The sequence below is a fragment of the Rhodococcus phenolicus genome, assembly GCF_001646785.1.
GTDB lineage: Bacteria > Actinomycetota > Actinomycetes > Mycobacteriales > Mycobacteriaceae > Rhodococcus > Rhodococcus phenolicus.
In genome coordinates this window covers 1-15,504 of sequence record NZ_LRRH01000018.1, presented here as the reverse complement: position 1 = coordinate 15,504, position 15,504 = coordinate 1, and the positions used below count along the sequence as shown (strand labels likewise).

Annotated in this window: 23 protein-coding genes; 2 read left to right on the top strand and 21 right to left on the bottom strand. The window is 66.2% G+C overall.

Features of this window, described 5'->3' with window-relative positions:
* Window positions 1-104: 104 nt before the first annotated feature.
* From A8G15_RS30480 to A8G15_RS06560, 21 genes are all read right to left on the bottom strand, one after another.
* Window positions 105-263, bottom strand: a complete 159-nt coding sequence (locus A8G15_RS30480; protein ID WP_156665281.1) for a hypothetical protein — start codon at window positions 261-263, stop codon at window positions 105-107.
* Window positions 264-282: 19 nt separating this feature from the next.
* The gene (locus A8G15_RS06650) at window positions 283-750 is read right to left on the bottom strand and encodes a DUF3846 domain-containing protein (RefSeq protein WP_231912153.1); all 468 of its coding nucleotides are present in this window, start codon (window positions 748-750) and stop codon (window positions 283-285) included.
* A gap of 230 nt (window positions 751-980) precedes the next feature.
* Window positions 981-1,319 carry a hypothetical protein gene (locus A8G15_RS06645; protein ID WP_064257710.1) on the bottom strand — a complete coding sequence of 113 codons (339 nt, stop codon included), beginning with the start codon at window positions 1,317-1,319 and terminating at the stop codon, window positions 981-983.
* Between the two features lie 78 nt (window positions 1,320-1,397).
* On the bottom strand, window positions 1,398-1,544 hold the full coding sequence (locus A8G15_RS30475; RefSeq protein WP_156665280.1) for a hypothetical protein: 147 nt from the start codon (window positions 1,542-1,544) through the stop codon (window positions 1,398-1,400).
* A 136-nt stretch (window positions 1,545-1,680) separates the two neighbouring features.
* Window positions 1,681-2,151, bottom strand: coding sequence for a hypothetical protein (locus A8G15_RS06640; protein ID WP_064257711.1), 471 nt, complete (start codon window positions 2,149-2,151; stop codon window positions 1,681-1,683).
* Window positions 2,148-2,801, bottom strand: a complete 654-nt coding sequence (locus A8G15_RS31695) for a hypothetical protein (RefSeq protein WP_245687734.1) — start codon at window positions 2,799-2,801, stop codon at window positions 2,148-2,150. Before A8G15_RS31695 ends, A8G15_RS06640 begins: the two co-directional genes overlap by 4 nt.
* Before the next feature lie 77 nt (window positions 2,802-2,878).
* Entirely contained in the window at window positions 2,879-3,214 is a 336-nt protein-coding gene (locus A8G15_RS06630; RefSeq protein ID WP_068156942.1) for a hypothetical protein, read from the bottom strand.
* A gap of 62 nt (window positions 3,215-3,276) precedes the next feature.
* Window positions 3,277-3,537, bottom strand: a complete 261-nt coding sequence (locus tag A8G15_RS06625) for a hypothetical protein (RefSeq protein WP_064257713.1) — start codon at window positions 3,535-3,537, stop codon at window positions 3,277-3,279.
* Window positions 3,534-3,974 (bottom strand): hypothetical protein, encoded by a 441-nt coding sequence (locus tag A8G15_RS06620; protein WP_064257714.1) that lies wholly within the window; start codon window positions 3,972-3,974, stop codon window positions 3,534-3,536. Before A8G15_RS06620 ends, A8G15_RS06625 begins: the two co-directional genes overlap by 4 nt.
* A gap of 193 nt (window positions 3,975-4,167) precedes the next feature.
* The gene (locus A8G15_RS31690) at window positions 4,168-5,454 is read right to left on the bottom strand and encodes a hypothetical protein (protein WP_231912155.1); all 1,287 of its coding nucleotides are present in this window, start codon (window positions 5,452-5,454) and stop codon (window positions 4,168-4,170) included.
* Window positions 5,447-6,262, bottom strand: coding sequence for an N-formylglutamate amidohydrolase (locus A8G15_RS06610; RefSeq protein ID WP_064257715.1), 816 nt, complete (start codon window positions 6,260-6,262; stop codon window positions 5,447-5,449). The genes A8G15_RS31690 and A8G15_RS06610 overlap by 8 nt, the downstream gene beginning before the upstream one ends.
* 112 nt (window positions 6,263-6,374) lie before the next feature.
* Window positions 6,375-6,812, bottom strand: a complete 438-nt coding sequence (locus tag A8G15_RS06605) for a helix-turn-helix domain-containing protein (protein ID WP_064257716.1) — start codon at window positions 6,810-6,812, stop codon at window positions 6,375-6,377.
* A 100-nt stretch (window positions 6,813-6,912) separates the two neighbouring features.
* Entirely contained in the window at window positions 6,913-7,134 is a 222-nt protein-coding gene (locus tag A8G15_RS06600; protein WP_064257717.1) for a hypothetical protein, read from the bottom strand.
* A 99-nt stretch (window positions 7,135-7,233) separates the two neighbouring features.
* A complete protein-coding gene (locus A8G15_RS06595; RefSeq protein ID WP_064257718.1) occupies window positions 7,234-7,704 on the bottom strand; it encodes a hypothetical protein in 471 nt (156 codons plus the stop codon).
* Window positions 7,705-7,750: 46 nt separating this feature from the next.
* Entirely contained in the window at window positions 7,751-7,963 is a 213-nt protein-coding gene (locus tag A8G15_RS06590) for a hypothetical protein (protein ID WP_064257719.1), read from the bottom strand.
* Window positions 7,964-8,180: 217 nt separating this feature from the next.
* Window positions 8,181-9,749: an IS1634 family transposase gene (locus A8G15_RS06585; RefSeq protein WP_068156938.1), complete on the bottom strand. Its 1,569-nt coding sequence runs from the start codon at window positions 9,747-9,749 to the stop codon at window positions 8,181-8,183.
* Between the two features lie 314 nt (window positions 9,750-10,063).
* Window positions 10,064-11,476, bottom strand: a complete 1,413-nt coding sequence (locus A8G15_RS06580; protein ID WP_068156935.1) for an ApeA N-terminal domain 1-containing protein — start codon at window positions 11,474-11,476, stop codon at window positions 10,064-10,066.
* A gap of 72 nt (window positions 11,477-11,548) precedes the next feature.
* Window positions 11,549-12,127 carry a 3'-5' exonuclease gene (locus A8G15_RS06575; protein WP_064257782.1) on the bottom strand — a complete coding sequence of 193 codons (579 nt, stop codon included), beginning with the start codon at window positions 12,125-12,127 and terminating at the stop codon, window positions 11,549-11,551.
* Window positions 12,128-12,364: 237 nt separating this feature from the next.
* On the bottom strand, window positions 12,365-12,655 hold the full coding sequence (locus A8G15_RS06570) for a hypothetical protein (RefSeq protein ID WP_064257781.1): 291 nt from the start codon (window positions 12,653-12,655) through the stop codon (window positions 12,365-12,367).
* 72 nt (window positions 12,656-12,727) lie between these two features.
* The gene (locus A8G15_RS06565) at window positions 12,728-13,765 is read right to left on the bottom strand and encodes a DUF3560 domain-containing protein (RefSeq protein WP_064257780.1); all 1,038 of its coding nucleotides are present in this window, start codon (window positions 13,763-13,765) and stop codon (window positions 12,728-12,730) included.
* A 57-nt stretch (window positions 13,766-13,822) separates the two neighbouring features.
* Entirely contained in the window at window positions 13,823-14,392 is a 570-nt protein-coding gene (locus tag A8G15_RS06560) for a hypothetical protein (RefSeq protein WP_231912163.1), read from the bottom strand.
* Window positions 14,393-14,600: 208 nt separating this feature from the next.
* On the opposite strand from A8G15_RS06560, the gene A8G15_RS06555 reads away from it, so the two are divergent.
* Window positions 14,601-14,861, top strand: coding sequence for a helix-turn-helix transcriptional regulator (locus A8G15_RS06555; protein WP_064257778.1), 261 nt, complete (start codon window positions 14,601-14,603; stop codon window positions 14,859-14,861).
* Window positions 14,858-15,502: a hypothetical protein gene (locus tag A8G15_RS06550; RefSeq protein WP_156665279.1), complete on the top strand. Its 645-nt coding sequence runs from the start codon at window positions 14,858-14,860 to the stop codon at window positions 15,500-15,502. Before A8G15_RS06555 ends, A8G15_RS06550 begins: the two co-directional genes overlap by 4 nt.
* Window positions 15,503-15,504: the final 2 nt, after the last annotated feature.

Sequence of the window (15,504 nt, the reverse complement as noted above, 5' to 3'; positions counted from 1 at the left end):
GCATCCGCACCCTCACCCACCGCCGACACAGCAGAAGGCCGGACCGCCACACACGACCCGGCCCCCCACCCCATCAACAACCGAACAACCCCTCAGCCGCCGGATCAAGCGCATCCCAGACACCGCACCACGATCCCCTCCCGCACCACCCCCAGGAAACCGTCATCCTCGAGCGAACCCAGCACATCACCCAACCCCACAACCTTCAGGTCGAAATCCGCAGGCACATTCACCACCACCAGTGCGACGACACCTCGGTCCACTCGATCACCACCGAACGCATCACGCGCCCACCTCCGCCGCGTCCACCGTCGCATCCACCACGACCGCACCACCGAGACGCGCCGTCGTCAGCAACGCCTCCACCTGGCCCTCACGCAAGCTCAGCGTCTCCCCTTCGTCGTCTACCGAGGTGAACACCACCGCACCCATATACGGCTGCCAGACGAAGCCGTGGGCGCGCGCAATCAGGGTCGCTACGCGATTGACCACCGGCTCCCCCACCAACAGGCCCTCTTCGTCGATCCACATGTCCAGACCCGGGCCGATCCGCACCACATCGAACATCCGGCAATCCAGCGCCGCGCGCAGGGCCGTACCGACGCCCCGCTCTTCGGTGCCCGCCAGTTCGATCACAGCCGCAGTGCCGTCTACATCGATTCGCACTGCTGTCACCATTTTGTCCACCATGAACTCCTTGTCTCCACCTGATTCGGCGGGGTTATTCGGGCTGGTCAGTCGCGTTTCCAACGCCCGTTACTTTACATATCTGATTTGTGTAGTTCAAACCGGGGATATCGCGGATGCCTGCCTCGACCGGTCTCGCCCGGGCCTCGTGCGTCCGTGTGGGACGTGGCGTCGACGCAGGTCAGGGCGGAGGTATCGGCGCGGTCGGCTACATCGAGGCGATGCGCCGGCCTTTCGCCGGGACGTGCCATCGTTGCAGGTAACGGCGGGTTTTTCGTGTTCGCGGTCGAGCTTCAGGCGGCGGGCGGCTCACGCAGGGCCACCCACAGATCGGGCGCGAAGTCCCACAGCGGCTCGGCCTTGACGAGTTCGCCCCAGGTGATCATCTGGCGGCAGTGCCGCACGGTGTCGAGCAGGTGTGCGCCGGGAATGTTCCCGGCCAGGCCGGGGACGTTGAAGGCGGGATAACCGCTGCCGGTCGTCGGGTTCGCGCACTCGTCGCGTAGGCGTCGGAGCTCGTCGGCGATGGCCTGGTGCCACCAGAACCGCTCGCGGGCGCGATGGACGGCGGGGTCGCGGTACGGGTCGCCGTCGGGGTAGTCGATCGGGTCGAGACTCAGTGTCGGTGTCATGTCGCCTTGTCGCTGGCAGGGGTCGGAAATGGAAGAACCCCACCGGATATCAGCCGGTGGGGTTCGTCGCGGGGCCGCTTAGATGTAGGCGGCCTGCTCGTCGGTCAGGACGGTGCCGGTGGTCGTGGCGATCAGCGCGGACTTCGCGGCGATGAACTCCGCCTCGTCACCGCCCTTGATCGCTGCGGCGTAGCGGGCGCGGGCCTGTTCGAGGGTGTTCTCCATGATCCTTTCCTTCCGTTGGGGACTCCCCAACTATACAAAGTACGTTTGCATAGTGTCAAGGCGTGGGAACGGCTTTTTTCGAACCATCCGACCCGGCGGTAGCTCCACGCTCACCGGGACGTGCCATCTCCCCAGTTCACAGCATGTTTTCTATGCCGCCGCCGGGGTCGAGCAGCAGCAGCCGATAGGTCAGCATCACCATTTCGACGTCGGTGCGCAGCTCGTAGCGCCGCTCGCGTCCGAGCACATCGGCCATGTCCGCGACGAACTGATCGGTGGCAGGCAGGGCCAGATACTCGCCGAGCACTGTTGCCGCCGCGTACAACTCCGCTCCTACCCGGTGCCCGACGATCTCACCGGTGCGACGGTCGAGTATCTCGAGGGTGGCCACCTCCTCGGCGGCCCCTCGGGCCTGACGGGTCGCCAGGCGCACCCCCCGCGCGGCCACGGTGGCGATGCCGATCGAGTCGAAGATCCGCAGGTAGTCCGGTACTGCGGCGACTGTTGCGCGACGGCCGAGCAGGGCTCGATAGCGATCGGCGGACGAGGGGAACGCGCGGCGCAGCATCGAGCCGGTGCGCCGGGTTCCGGACGCCATCGTGGTCACTGCGCCGCCCCGTCGACGGTAGCGGCAGGCGCAGGGACGGAATCGATCCACGGGGCGTCGTCGCGGTCTTCGACGTACTGCCCACCGGGCGGGTTGTCGTAGTGGCGCAGCAGCGCGGCACGGGCAGCGGGCGAGGCGGTCGCCAGATTCGCATCACGTGCCTCGATCCAGTCCTCCCAGTGCCAGCCCGCCCCGGCGTCGAGGACGTACTCGGTGGGCCGGACGGGCACGCCGTCGAGGAACGCCTCGATCACGGACGGGCCGTCGGGATCGCGCACGACGATGACCTCCAGCTCGGGCGCAGCCGGACGGCGGGTGGGGGCCGGCCCCTGATCGGTGCCACCGGTTTCGTCGCCGTAGTAGCCATCCGCGCGGCGCGTGATCTCGTGCCAGTCGGTGCCGAGCCGGTCCGCCAGGTGACGAAGATCAGCGGTCAGGTCGGCCAGGACCGACTCGAGGTCGTTCGGGGTCGCTCCGGTGCGCTCGGCGTACGGCACCAGCGCCCACAGCGCCGAAAGCGCCCGTGTGGCGCTCGTGTGGTCCGGGGCCATGTCGGTGGCAGGGTCCAGAGCAATTGGGGCGTGAGCGTCGCGCACAGCGGCCAGATCTGCGATCGTGCGCGTGGTGGAGAACAGGTCGGGAGAGTTCATCGGGCAGGTCCTTGTCTTCGGTCGTATGAGCACATGCCGCACAGCCGGGCCGTGCTGCGCGGCCCGGCCTGCTCCGCTCAGGAGTCGGTCTTGGTGAGCGTGTAGCCGAGCGCGGCGGCGAGCATGAACATCAGGTCCTCGCCGTCCGGGAGGTCGACCTTGTCCATCCGGTCGACGATGTCGGCGCACTCGTCGGGTGTCTCGCACCGGCATTCGGAGTTCTGCGGCTCGTCGTACTCCGAGGCGAGCGCGTCACCGAAGCAGGTCGGGTCGATGACCCAGGTGTCGGTACCGGCCAGGTCGCGCATGAGGTACACGCGCACGGTCTCTTCGATGTAGTGCGCGCCGTGGGCGGCGGCGCGTTCGCCGCCGGACAGGTACGGCTCGGGCGCTGCGGCGGTGGGGTTGGTCATGGTGAAAGTCCTTTCGTCGGAGATTCGGTGGTGTCGGTGGCCGGAGGGCCTCGACGTCGGCCTCAGTGCTTCGGGATCTTGAGGCGGTCCGGGATCTGGTGGTCGCGGCCGGGCAGCAGAACGGTTTCCGCGTACACCGAGGCCGGGTTGTCGTGGTCAGTGCGGACGTAGTGCGCGACCGTGCTTGCCTGCCCGATGTATTCGCCGTCGATGAAGACCTGTGCCGTGGCGTTTCCGCGCGCCCCGGCGGGCAGGTAGGTGGCGCGGCCTTCGCGGGCAGCGAGAAGAACCTGTGCCCGCAGTGCTGCGTAGTCGATGCTCATGATGCGGCTGCCTCGTTCCAGTGGGTGTCGTGGGGGTGTGCGGGCGCGGCTGCCTGGGCGTCGGCGCCGTAGTGCCGAGCGCAGGGGTCGTCGAGCAGGTCGCGGTAGGCGAACATCAGCAGCTCGAAGCCGTTGCGGTGGATGTGGCCGATACGGGTGCGCAGCGCGGCGATGGTGGTTGTGACGCGGGCGGCGCTCGGCGAGGCGACCACCTCGGCCAGGACGCGGGCGATGGCGGCCAGCTCTGCGGCAGCGGCGGTGTCGGCGGGGGCGCGGCGGGCGAGGTGGGTTCCGCGCACGGCGAGGGTGTGCAGGTCGATGTCCTCGAAGAGCGTGCCGAGGGCTTTGTGGAGGATCGGGGCGGGCAGGGCGCGGCGCAGGCGCATCAGGCTGCGGTAGTCGGTGGGGGTGGTCCACTGCGGAGGTGTGAGGGTCACTGTCGGGCTCCCGTGGTCAGGACGTTGCCGAAATGGTCACGTCACGATCGAGTACAAAACAAACGCGTTTTGCATAGTTAGATCTGCGGAAATACTGCTCGGATCTGGGGATTCACGCGCCGACCGAAGGTGGGCGAACTACTCGCCCGCGAACCCTTGCCGCACCGGGCGGCGCATCCTAACAATACAAAGGTTATTTGTAATGTGTCAACCGTGCGACGTTGCCGGTTCCCCGAAGGTCCGCACATGCGCCGCGGGACATGCCATCTGCCCAGGTCGGATGGGAAATGAGCCGCCCCCCGCAACCGACACACTCGGTTGCGGGGACGGATTCGAGCCACAGCGCGCTGCGCCGATCAACTCGGCCGGTACTGCTGCGCGCGAGCGATGCCGTCGTCGTAGTCCTCGACGTACTTCCCCGCCCCGGGCGTGTACTTGCCATCGACACGATCGGGGTCGTAGGCCATGAACACCACATCGGGGCGGCCGTCGTTGAACGCGCGGAAGGTCTCGTAGTCCCACCCATCGGGGCGTAGTCGTCGTTCCACCTCAGTCGTGCCACAGGCACGAACCCGGCATCGGCGTACAGGTCCGGCAGCACGGTGTCGAAGCAGTCCAGCCGGTGCCCGCCGAGCGCGGTGGCGTGCCGGAGCATCGCGCGCGCCGCGCGCGGGTGTGCGCAGTCCTTGTGCGCGAACACCGAAACGATCTCGTCGCCTTTGAGGGCGACACCAGCCTTGCCGTCGTCGGTCACCAGCAGCCGCATGGCCCGGTATTCGTCCTCGTCGTAGACGTACACCGACGCCGCGTGCGGATTCTTGCGGGTCAGCTCGAGCACCTGCTCGCGATAGACCCCAGCATCGGACGGTGCCAACTCGTGCAGTGGCGGCGCAGACAACCCCCGGGACTCGAGCTTCGCGCGCACGTCGCCGGACAGGGGGTGCGTCGCGACCGGGGTGATCTGCTGGCCGTTGATCAGAAGCCGAGGGCTTCGGCCTCCTCGATCTTCGGATCGGTCCACCGATCCTCGATCTGCTTCCGCTCGGCTTCCGGAAGGTCCGGACTCCAGCCGAACGTCCTCCAGAACGCTTCGCGCCGCTCCTGCGTCATCGGTTCCTCGTTGCTCATCGTCGACTCCTTCCTCATCGGTGTGTTCTGCTCGGGCACGGCGCAGCGCGTCCGACTGCTCGGCTCTGAGCTTTTCAGCGTCCCGCAGACGGACGGTCAGCGCGTGTCGGTCGTGCGGGTCGGTCGCGGCCTCGATCGCAGCTCGCAGATCGTCCTGGCCGCCCGGCGTGGAGTCGTACAGCGCCAGGGTCTGCGCGTAGTCGGCTTCGGCGGCGGCGAGGCGGCGTTGCACCCGCGTGTGCGTCGGATGCTCGGCCAGCCGAGCGCGGGCCGTCGCGACGCGCGCGGTGGCCTGATCGAGGCGGGCGCGCACGTGTGGGGTGCAGCGCGGGCCGGGCTTGGGTTTACACATTCGCGGCCACCTGCGCGGTGGCGTGGTCGATCACGGTGGCCAGGGCGCGGCCGAGCCGGTCGACGCGCGCGAGATCGGGGGTGCGCGGGTCGGTGAGGTAGACATCGCGGCGCAGCTCGATCATCACCGAGACCACGCGTTCGTCGCGACCGTAGTGACGCAGCGGCACGTAACTGCCCGCATACGGGGTGTTCTCGCCGATCCGGTCGATCTCGGGCAGGGACGTGAATGCGCCACGGACAGCCTCGGTCAGCCACGCCGGGGTGTGCACCCGATCGGTGCCGATACACAGTGCGGGGCGCGCGGCGCTCCGGTCCTCGAAACCGGACGCGGTGGCGGGATAGGAGTGCAGGTCGATGAGCACCGCACGCCCGCACGCGTGCAGACACTCGTCGACGGCGGCGGTGACCGTGTCGGCATAGGGACGGAAATAGGCATCGATCAGCTCGGCGGCACGCGGATACGGTTCGGTGCGCAGCGGGCGGCCGGCGCAGGTGCGGGTGTAGACCGCGCCCCGGCCGAAGACATCGGCCGGCTCGCCGGCATCGGTGAACCGTTCCGGGTCGATCACCAGTCGCGAGAGTGTGTTGACCACGGTCGTCGGCCGCAGGCTGCTGTGTCGCCGGGCGGCGGCGGCGATCTCGTCGGTCGCGGTGTCGGTGGATTCATCGAGTTCGGCGGCCAGCTCGACGTCGGTGGGAATCAGGTCGGCGCGGATCTCGGCCGGAATGACGCGGGAGGCGTGCGGGACGTGGATGAGCACCGGGCACTGGCGATCTCCCGGTAGCACGAGCGCTGAAGTGGGCATGACGGTCCTTGTCGGTTCTGTGGTGGAGGTCGAGCAGTGATCCGGGCACGACAGCGTGCCCGGGGACGCGAATTGTCCTCGAGAGGGCCAGGTTCGACCAACAGGGTGACTCTCACGCGCTGCGGCGGGCGTGGGCGAGCACCGAGGATTCGCGCACGATCCAGGTGCCGCCGACACGGACGGCGGGCAGCCGCTGGGCGGTGATCGCCTTGAGCACGGCCTGGCGGCTGATTCCGAGCCGGTCGGCAGCCTCCTGAACCGACAGCAACGGCGGCAGATCCACGCCGTCGAGCAGGCGGTCGTAATCGGCAGTGAGCAGCACCCGTACCGAGCGCAGCGGCCACGGGTAGGTCTCGAGGATCGCCAGCGCGGTGGAATTGGCCTGACGTACCGAGTCGGCCGGGACGGTGAAGATAACCTCGGCGTGGCCGAGTTCGGAGCGCCCGGCCGCGCCGCTGTAGTCCGCGATGGGGCCCAGCAGCTGCTCGGCGCTTTCCGGTCCGAACTCGGTGTCGAGTTCGGCGATGACGTTGTAGGACTGTGCGGTCACGGTCGGTGTTTCCTCTCGGGTGCGGTGCGGGGTCGGCGCGGTCGGTGGTGGACAATGAGGCCGGGCCGGGGGTGATATCAGCACCCCCGGCCCTTGATCGTCAGCGACGCGGTGGCCACTGAAAGCCCGCTCGCTTGAGCGGGGCGAGACCGTTTCGGAACGCCCGCGGATCGCTCGCGGTGGCCGAGAACGTCGTGATCAGCACGTCGTCCTTGTAGACCATCAGGTGGCAGCTCTTGGCGCGGTGAACCACGAAACCTGCCTCCTCAACCGCCTTGAGGATCTTGCGGGTGTCCTTGTCGATCCCCTTGTACTTGTCCATCCTCCACCTTCCGTTTCCGAATGACAACTCGATTCTATATCTGTGGTTGTCGTTTGACAACTTCAAGGTGGGCAAACCTTCTACCTGCACCTATGCGCCTCATAGCGGGAAGTTGTGGACCCGCACCCGCTCCGGAACCGCACCCAGCCCCCAGGACCGCACCACACCCGCGATCGCAGCAGGCACTTCGGCCGTCGACGCCGATGCGGCGAACCGTTCAGAATCATCGAGCCGGTAGAGCCCACGCTCGACGTCATGGACAGCCGGGCGCAAGGACCAGGTGACCCCCTGCGGAGTGCCCAGCCAGCCGGTAACGAAGACCGTGCGAGTGCTGCCGTCCCGCTCGATGGTGCGCACCTCGGTGGCCCATTCGACCGCAACCAGCGCGTACAGCGGCACGCCGATCACCCCGACCTCCGACGCCGAGCTCTGCGCACCCGCGAACGGCTGCCCCAGCGCGCCGCGCTGCGGATGACGCGGGAAGCTGTGGACGCCGCCGACGATGAGCGCGGCGGCTCCGTCGACCTCGGTGGCGAACCCGGCGGGCAGTGCGGTGACGGGTGCAGTCATGGGCATTCTCCTGTACTGGGGCGTGGATTCGAGATCGGCAGGCACATCAGGCGGCGGTGCGCGCGGCGCGCGCGGCGACGCCCACCTCGATGTCGAGAGCATCGACGTGCCGGGCGATGGTGCCGTCGGCCAGGCGCACGTCGGCGACCCGGCCGCCGAAGAAGTCGGTTCGGTAGTCGAGGATTTCGGCGATCTCGGTGAGCACCGGAGTTCCGGTGATGGTGACGGTGACCAGTTCTGCAACAGGGGTATTCGACATTTCCTTCTCCTTCGCTGGGCGTTCCGGACAGGGGTAACTATACAACCAACATTTGTATTGTTGCAACCCCTTGGCCGCCACTCCTTCCGCTCGCATCCCTCCGGGACGTGCCGTCACCGCAGATCAACGCATCTTTCGAGGACCAGAAAACCGACAACAAAATGCCGGGCGCAGGGAACGCTTCCCCACACCCGGCCTTGACCCGAGTTGCACCAGATTAGTGTGCCAACCCCGACCGGGGATTCGCGATGCCGAGGGAGTGGAGGATGTGCACGGCGTCGTCGGTGAGCGGATCGAAGGCGGTGTGCTCGTGGCCGGCGATGGTGATGGTGACTTCCTGTAAGGGACGCAGGGTCCGAACGATCTTCCGGATGGACATCCCGGTCGCGTCCTGCAGGTAGCGTGAGATCGCCAAGGCGGCGAACACGATGGTCAGGTGCGCCTCGATGGAATCGCGGGTGTGGCTGAAGATCGGGCGGGCCCGCAGGTCGGTCTTCGACATCCGAAACGACTGCTCGACATGCCACAGATCGTGATACTTCGCCATGACTTCCTGTGGATTCATCAGCGAGACAGGCAAGTTCGTCACGTAGCCTTTCAGGCCGATCAGGGAACGCGCCCGGGCCAGAGCATCGGTGTCGAGGGATTTGCCCCTGGTGGTGCTCTTGACGAACCGCGGTGTTCGAGCAGCACGGGTGCCGTCGACGACCTCCCGGGCCCGGGCTTCCTGCGCGTTGAGCGTCTGGTTGTCCCGGACGGCACGCTTGGTCGAGTACGCCCAGATCGCCCGCCACGCCGTCGCGTCGGTCGGCTCCCATACCGGCTCACTGCGACGGGTGAGGTCGTTGACCACGGTTTTGGCGTGCCGTGGGGTGACGGTGTCGATGATCTGCCCGTCGGTGAACACGTCCCCGTTCCAGTGGAAATGACTGGCCAGATCCGCCGGTGCCTTCGTCACCCGCGATCCGACGATGAACTTCAGTCCTGCAGCGTCGAGATCCTTGAGGTTCGTCGCCGACAACATGCCGGCGTCGGCGGCGATGACCATCTCCACCCCGTCGATATTGTGGCGGGCCTGGAACTGCCGCACGATGGGCACGATGGTGCGGGTTTCGGCGTGGTTTCCTTCGAAACACCCTATTTCCAAGGGAAATCCGGTGCGGTCGACGAGCAGCCCGACGACGATCTGCGGGTCGACCCGGCGCTCCTTGGAGTAGCCGACCTTACGGAGCTCGTCTTCCTTCTCAGCTTCGAAATACAAGGTCGTGACGTCGTAGAGCAGCAGGTTCAGATCCCCCGCGGTGGCGGCATGCTCGAAGCAGCGTCGTGCGATGTCGTCGCGGTAACCGTGGCCAGTGCACCGCTTCAGGGTCCGCACGAAGGTGTTGCGGTGGGCCGGGGCGATCCCGATCTCCCGCAGCACTCTGCCCGCATCCGCAACCGAGGTCGGTTCGACGAGCCGGGCTGCCACGAGCTGGAAGAACGCCTCGTTGTCGATGACATCGAAGCCGAGACGTCGCCACGCAGCAGCAATGACCTCGACCAGCCACCGGGACCGCTTCCCGGTGATCGTCGGTGCAGAGCTGGTGGTGCCGAGGTCGAGGTCGAGTTCCTGCTGGCCGGCGAGCAATTTCTCCCGCGCCGCCTCGAGCAGGGCGGCGAGTTCGCTGTCGGTGTGGGCTGATCCGAGGTGCTCGAGCACCTTGTCCCGGCGGCCCTGCTTGGCCGCGATCTGCACCGCGGTCGCTCCCGAGGCGATGCGGACTTTGCGGATGTAGGCGGCCATGAGGCGGAGTCTACCGAGCCGTTAGTGTGCCATTTTCCGTACACGCACCGCTGCTACCTGCACAGACGCACCGGACTACCCCGGAAACCACCTCACCTGGTGCAACTCGGGTGCCGTCACCGCAGATCAACGCATCTTTCGAGGACCAGAAAACCGACAACAAAATGCCGGGCGCAGGGAACGCTTCCCCACACCCGGCCTTGACCGCCGGTTACCCGGCGGGACGTGTCATCTATGCAGCTCAGAGCCCACTTTCAGTAGTTCGCTGTACGCATTGAGCACCCCGCCCAACCACAGACCCTCATCCCTGGCGTCTACGCCTTCGCCGCGCGGACCCCTTCGCCGAACGCGCGAGCCGAGTAGCCGAAGTTGTTTTCTACAGCCTTCTGCTGTGTAGCCGCGCTCAACCCGAGCTCCTGCATGAGCACCAAGTGGAGCAACGCCTTTGTGACATAGGCGAGCCGGTACCGGACCTGCTCGGGAACTCTTTCCTCTAGCTCGCCGGTATTAAGGTGGCCGAGAGCGTTTCGTGCATCTCGCAACCACCTTGCCCACATATCCACATCGGTCAGTAGTTTCTCCACTGCTGTCTGGTCCGGGATCTTCGCGATCTCCGTGATCCTCTGTTTCAGTCCAGGTCGGTTGTCACCTGTGCGCTGTCTGATCCATGCACGGGCGTCTTTATCCTCTGGGAACAAGTCCCGTATTGCGGCTTTCACCTTCTCGTGCAGCTCGGTTGGGAGTCCGACTGACTCGGGGCACAAAGCGGCGTGGAACCCTTCGGTGGCGGACGCCGCGTTGAAGATTTGGTTCTCGTAGTAACCGCCCTCGTTGTAGTCCAGGCTGAAAAGCACATCGAGCGGCAATCCCACCTTTTTCCGCAGCGCCACCCATGCGGGCAAGAGGGTGTCCCAGTCCACATCTTTCAGGGTGAAGATGATGTCGTGGGGAGACACCGCGCGTTCCTTACCTGAGCCGGCATCGAAATAGAGCCCTACGCGGTAATCCCTCAAGTCCGCGTCATCGTCCCTCATGAGGAGGGTTTTCTTCCCTACACGGCACCCCACCTGGGTGGCCAACGTGACCAGATCACGCACTGCGGACACTGTGTCGTCGAACCCGTTCCATGCTCTTTTCTCGTCGGAGCGAACGGTAACGGTTGCACGTTCTTTTACGGTGAACCCGCGCTCCCAGGCTCCTACCGCCGTTCCCGGCATATTCAGAGTCCAACCCAGCGTCACGGTCTCCTCGGACTCCTTCAACTGAGCAGAGACCGAATCCAGCTCACTGGGGTCCACAGTGATCCTACGGAACTTCAGCTTGTCCGAGCCGTCCTCATCCGCTTTGTAAAAGCTCCTGCGATCGATGCCGGTCCGCTGTGTCCACGCCGTGAGATTCGCAAGCTCCACCTCAAGACCATCGAACGCCTGCTCGTCCTCCGACCCGAGATGTACGCCGACGAGTACCACCCGCGACCGAAAGACCTCAACAACTGTGTACTGCTCGCCCACGGTGATTTTCCCGCCATTTGCGGGCAGGCATTCCAGCAGCGTCACATGGCGCCCATCAGCCGCGCCATGCACCACCTTCGCACCCATGTCGGCGGCGAGCGAATCCGTCAGTTCCAGACGACTCCGTCCATTCGTATCGATCTCCAGGACCCCACCGACCCGCACTTCAGGGGTCTCCGACAGCCACCACTTACCCACCATCCGCAGTTCATCCACGGGCTGAGCTTCGCATGAGCAGGCGAGTTATCAGAGACGTCGTCCGGGTGATCGACTGTCGACGGCCACCTCTCAAGATCCCTCCCTGGCACGGATCGCCAAGACAGCAGACCCATCGGTATCGGGTCGCCCATCGGCGAGCATCCGCAGTACCGCGCGAGTCGCGTGCACATCGGCGAGCGCGCGATGGCCACCACCGAGCCGCAATCGACCATCCGGTCCGAGGCCGAGCGCCTCGCAGCGGCGGGCCATCACGCACTGCCAGCGGTCGGGGTCGGCCAGGTGCGCCGGGTCGATCCCCTCCCGTCGACAGTCGTGCAGGACCCGGCCCAGGTCGAATTTCGCGTTGTAGGCGAGCACCACACGGCTCGCGGTGACCGCTGCGAGCGTTGCGAAGACCTCCGGCCAGCGCGGCGCACCAACCAGGTCAGCAGCGGTCAGTCCGTGCACCTCGATGGCTCCGGGTTCGATCTCGACCGGTGAGCAGTCCACGAGCGTGTCGAGCAGAACATCGCCGGTCGCGGCGTCGATCACGGCGATCTCGATGATCGACCCATCCAGTCCGCTGGTTTCCACATCGACGATGCAGGCCGCCCCGTCGGCGAGCACGGCATTCGCCCATGCGCGTGGCGTCTGTGTCTGTAGCGGCATTGCACCTCCTCGAGTCTCGATCATGATCGGCAGACATCCTAGGGCCGCAGTGGGGACGTATCTCGACCTTGTGCGCGGGTCCGACTCCCCCGTCGGGACGTGTCGTTCGTGCTGGTCACAGGCTGTATCGCTCCTCTGTCACGAACCGCGGCCCGGTCCAGGGACGCCAGCACCCCGCGACCCGATGGGACGTGTCATCTCAGCAGGTCACGGGGTTTCTCGGGGTACGCGAAGGCGCTACATGCCGAGGGCCGGCGGGTGGCCAGCTTCGAGCCGGTAGCCCCGGCCCGAGGCGGTGGTGTGCAGGCTGTCGACCTTGATCGACACCACCCTCCCCGGGGTAGTGACCTGCCCGGTCTCGGTGTCGTAGGAGCGGATGACAGTGCACACCGCGCGCGGGCCCAGGTTGCCTTCGCGAACGAGGTCGTCGATGCGCAGTGTCCGCACGGTGGTGCGGCGCGGATCGTCGGTCCACAGCTGCCCGACGGCGATCTCGTCGCCGTGCCGGTTGGTGAGGGTCTCGGTCATGTGTTCTCCCATCGTGTCCAGGTCGCAGGGTCGAGGCGCTCGGACTGTCCGAGCGCCCCGGGAAGCAGCAGTTCAGGCGGCGTCAGGCCCGGTGTCGGCGTCGGTGTCGACCACCCGCGCGCCGTCGTCGATACGTACCGGGCGGCCTTGCCCGTCTCGCAGGCCCCGGATCTCGGTGTAGGGGACGCGATCTGTCCACGAACCTCCGACGATCGAGCCGATGGTCACCGTCTTCGCATTGACCTTGAGGACTCGGTGGAAGTGCCCGACGTACCGCACCACATCGCCCACGGCCACAACGTCGCGGCTGTAGGCGGTCGCGGTGCCTGCGGCGATCTGGTGTGCGCGCACGCCTTTCCAGTAGACGAGCTCGTCGGCGGTGTGCTCGATCTCGGCGAGTATCCGCTCGCGGTAGTCCCCGCTCGCAGCCTCGTGGGTCTCGACGTACTTCTGGCCGGTCTGCTTGTTGGTGTGCAGGGTCCGGGTGTATCCGTCGCGGTCACGTTCGAGGCGGCGCAGCTCGGCGGTGAGCTTGTCGATCCGGCGCGCGACGGTGACCGGGGCGTAGCGACGATCGGTGGTCTTGGCTGCGGCGTCGACGCGACCCCGCGCGGTTGCGGCCTCACGTTCGGCTGCCACGGCCTTGCTGAGCGCGTTCCAGGACTTCTCCACCGCGCGGCGGTGCCGGGTCTCGCTGTGGTGGCCGACCTTGATCGGTTTACCGCCCTCGGGCAGCGCATCATGTGCGGCCTGGTCGGCGGCCCACGCGGCCTCGGCGGTGCCGGCCTTGCGGTCGGCCTTGGCATCGAGAGCGTCCACGCGATCGGCCTGGCGGGCGATCTTGTCGGATTCGACGTCGGCGGTGGGCCGGTAGGTGTCGCCGATATCGACCTCGACGGTGAACCCTGCGGTACGCAACGCGGTGGCCGTCGCGTCGATCTGGGTGCGCTTGGCGCGGCGGTCCCGCGACTGCGGGAGGTACCACGAGCCGAGGTTGCGGGACCAGCGCCAGCGCTGGGCTTTGAGGATCTGGGCGGAGCCGTCGCCGCGCGCGGTGCCGTCGATCAGGGTGCCGTCGGCGTGGGTGTGGGTGATGGTCAGTGCGGACATGAGCGGTCCACCTTTCTGAGGGTGTGTGCGAATGAAGGGAGCCGATAGAAGGAGCGGTCAGCGCACGAAGCGCCAGGCCGAGCGGGCGGCGCGTGCACCGGGGACCTTGCGGACGGCGATGTTGGTGGCGATTTTGGCGGCGCGTTTGCCGTAGACGGTGCTGCGCGAGGGTCCGGCCGGACGTACGGGGACGCGTTTGGCCACGGGGCGAGTGGATGTGGTCGGGACGGTGGGAGCGGTGTGGGCGGCCAGTTCCTGCTCCCACTGCGCGAAGTGGTCGATCGGGGACTGAATCTGGTGGGTGTTCGACTCCGGTGTGCGGTGCGCAGCGGTGCGGCGTGCATGGCGGTGCTCATGGCCGCGGACCGGATCGAGGTAGCGCAGCGGCGTGCGGGTCACGAAGTTCTCGGCCAGCCGTGAGGACCAGACCCGGGTTTTGTAGGCGGTCAGGAAGTGACCGGCCAGCCACAGCGCCACACCGCCCAGGAGCAGCGGTGTGCGGGCGGCGATCGGGTCACCGGAGATGATGCACAGCAGCGAGGCGATCGCCAGCAGAGCGCCGCCGAGGCGGGCAATCGGAGCACCGATCGTCCAGACGAGCAGTGCCGCCAGCGCAGTCGCTGCCATAGCGGTGATGATCGACATCCGATTCCCCTTCCCTGGTCTGCTCTTTCGCCCCTAACTTTACAATTCACATTTGTTATGTTGCAACTCCGGCTACATCCCAGCAGGCCCGCGCACGTTTCCACAAAGCAAGCCCTCTATGTAAAGTTGCAGGAACCGGACCCCGGCACATCCGCGATGACCGTGCCCGAGAAACGAAAGGCCAGAAACGATGGCGAACCCGAACCGCCTCACGGCACAGCAATGCGTCGAGGTACTGAAAGAAGAAACCGGCGACGAGATCAAGCCGGTGACCTTCCACTCCTACGTCAACCGAGGCCACGCCCCCAAACCGGTCGAGAAGATCGGCAACACACCCCTGTGGAAGCGCAGCGAGATCGTCGAATGGGCCCGCAACCGGCCAGGACGCGGCGCGCGCACCGACCTACGCAAGCCACGCCGGCGCACCCCCACCAAGGACGCTGCGGAATGATCCGGGTGGACCTCGTCAGCCCAGGCACACGCGGAAGATTCCGAGACGCTGCCACCGACAGCACAGTGGGGGCAATTACCACCGCATTCCAGGACGAGGGTTTCGCACCGAACCCCGACTCGACCTACGAGGACTCCAGCGTTCGCCGACAGACTGCTCAGGCATACATGGAGTCGGTGGATTGGACCGACGAAAACCATGTCGCCCGCGCACTACGGGCGATGGAACGCATACTCGAGGATTTCGAGGAACAGTACGTCGAGAAGTTCTGGTCTTCTCTAGCCCGGGACGGATACAAGCGCGACATGGAAACCGGACGCCTCGAGTTCCCCTCACGCAGCCTGCCGGAAGGCGCGCTGGCAAATCTTACCGAGGCATCTGTGATTCGTTCACACTTGAAACGCATTCAATCAGCGGTCGAGAACGATCCCGAGTTGGCAATCGGCAGCGCGAAAGAGCTGATCGAATCAACCGCCAAGCTGGTACTCAACGACCGGGATGTTCCCTTCACCAAGGACGACGACCTCGGGCAACTCACCACCCGCGCACAAGAATCACTGTCACTCCGACCTAACCAAGCAGGTGTTAACAGCCCTGATGGCGGTTCCGGCGTCAAGCGCATATTACAGATGTTTCGGTAATT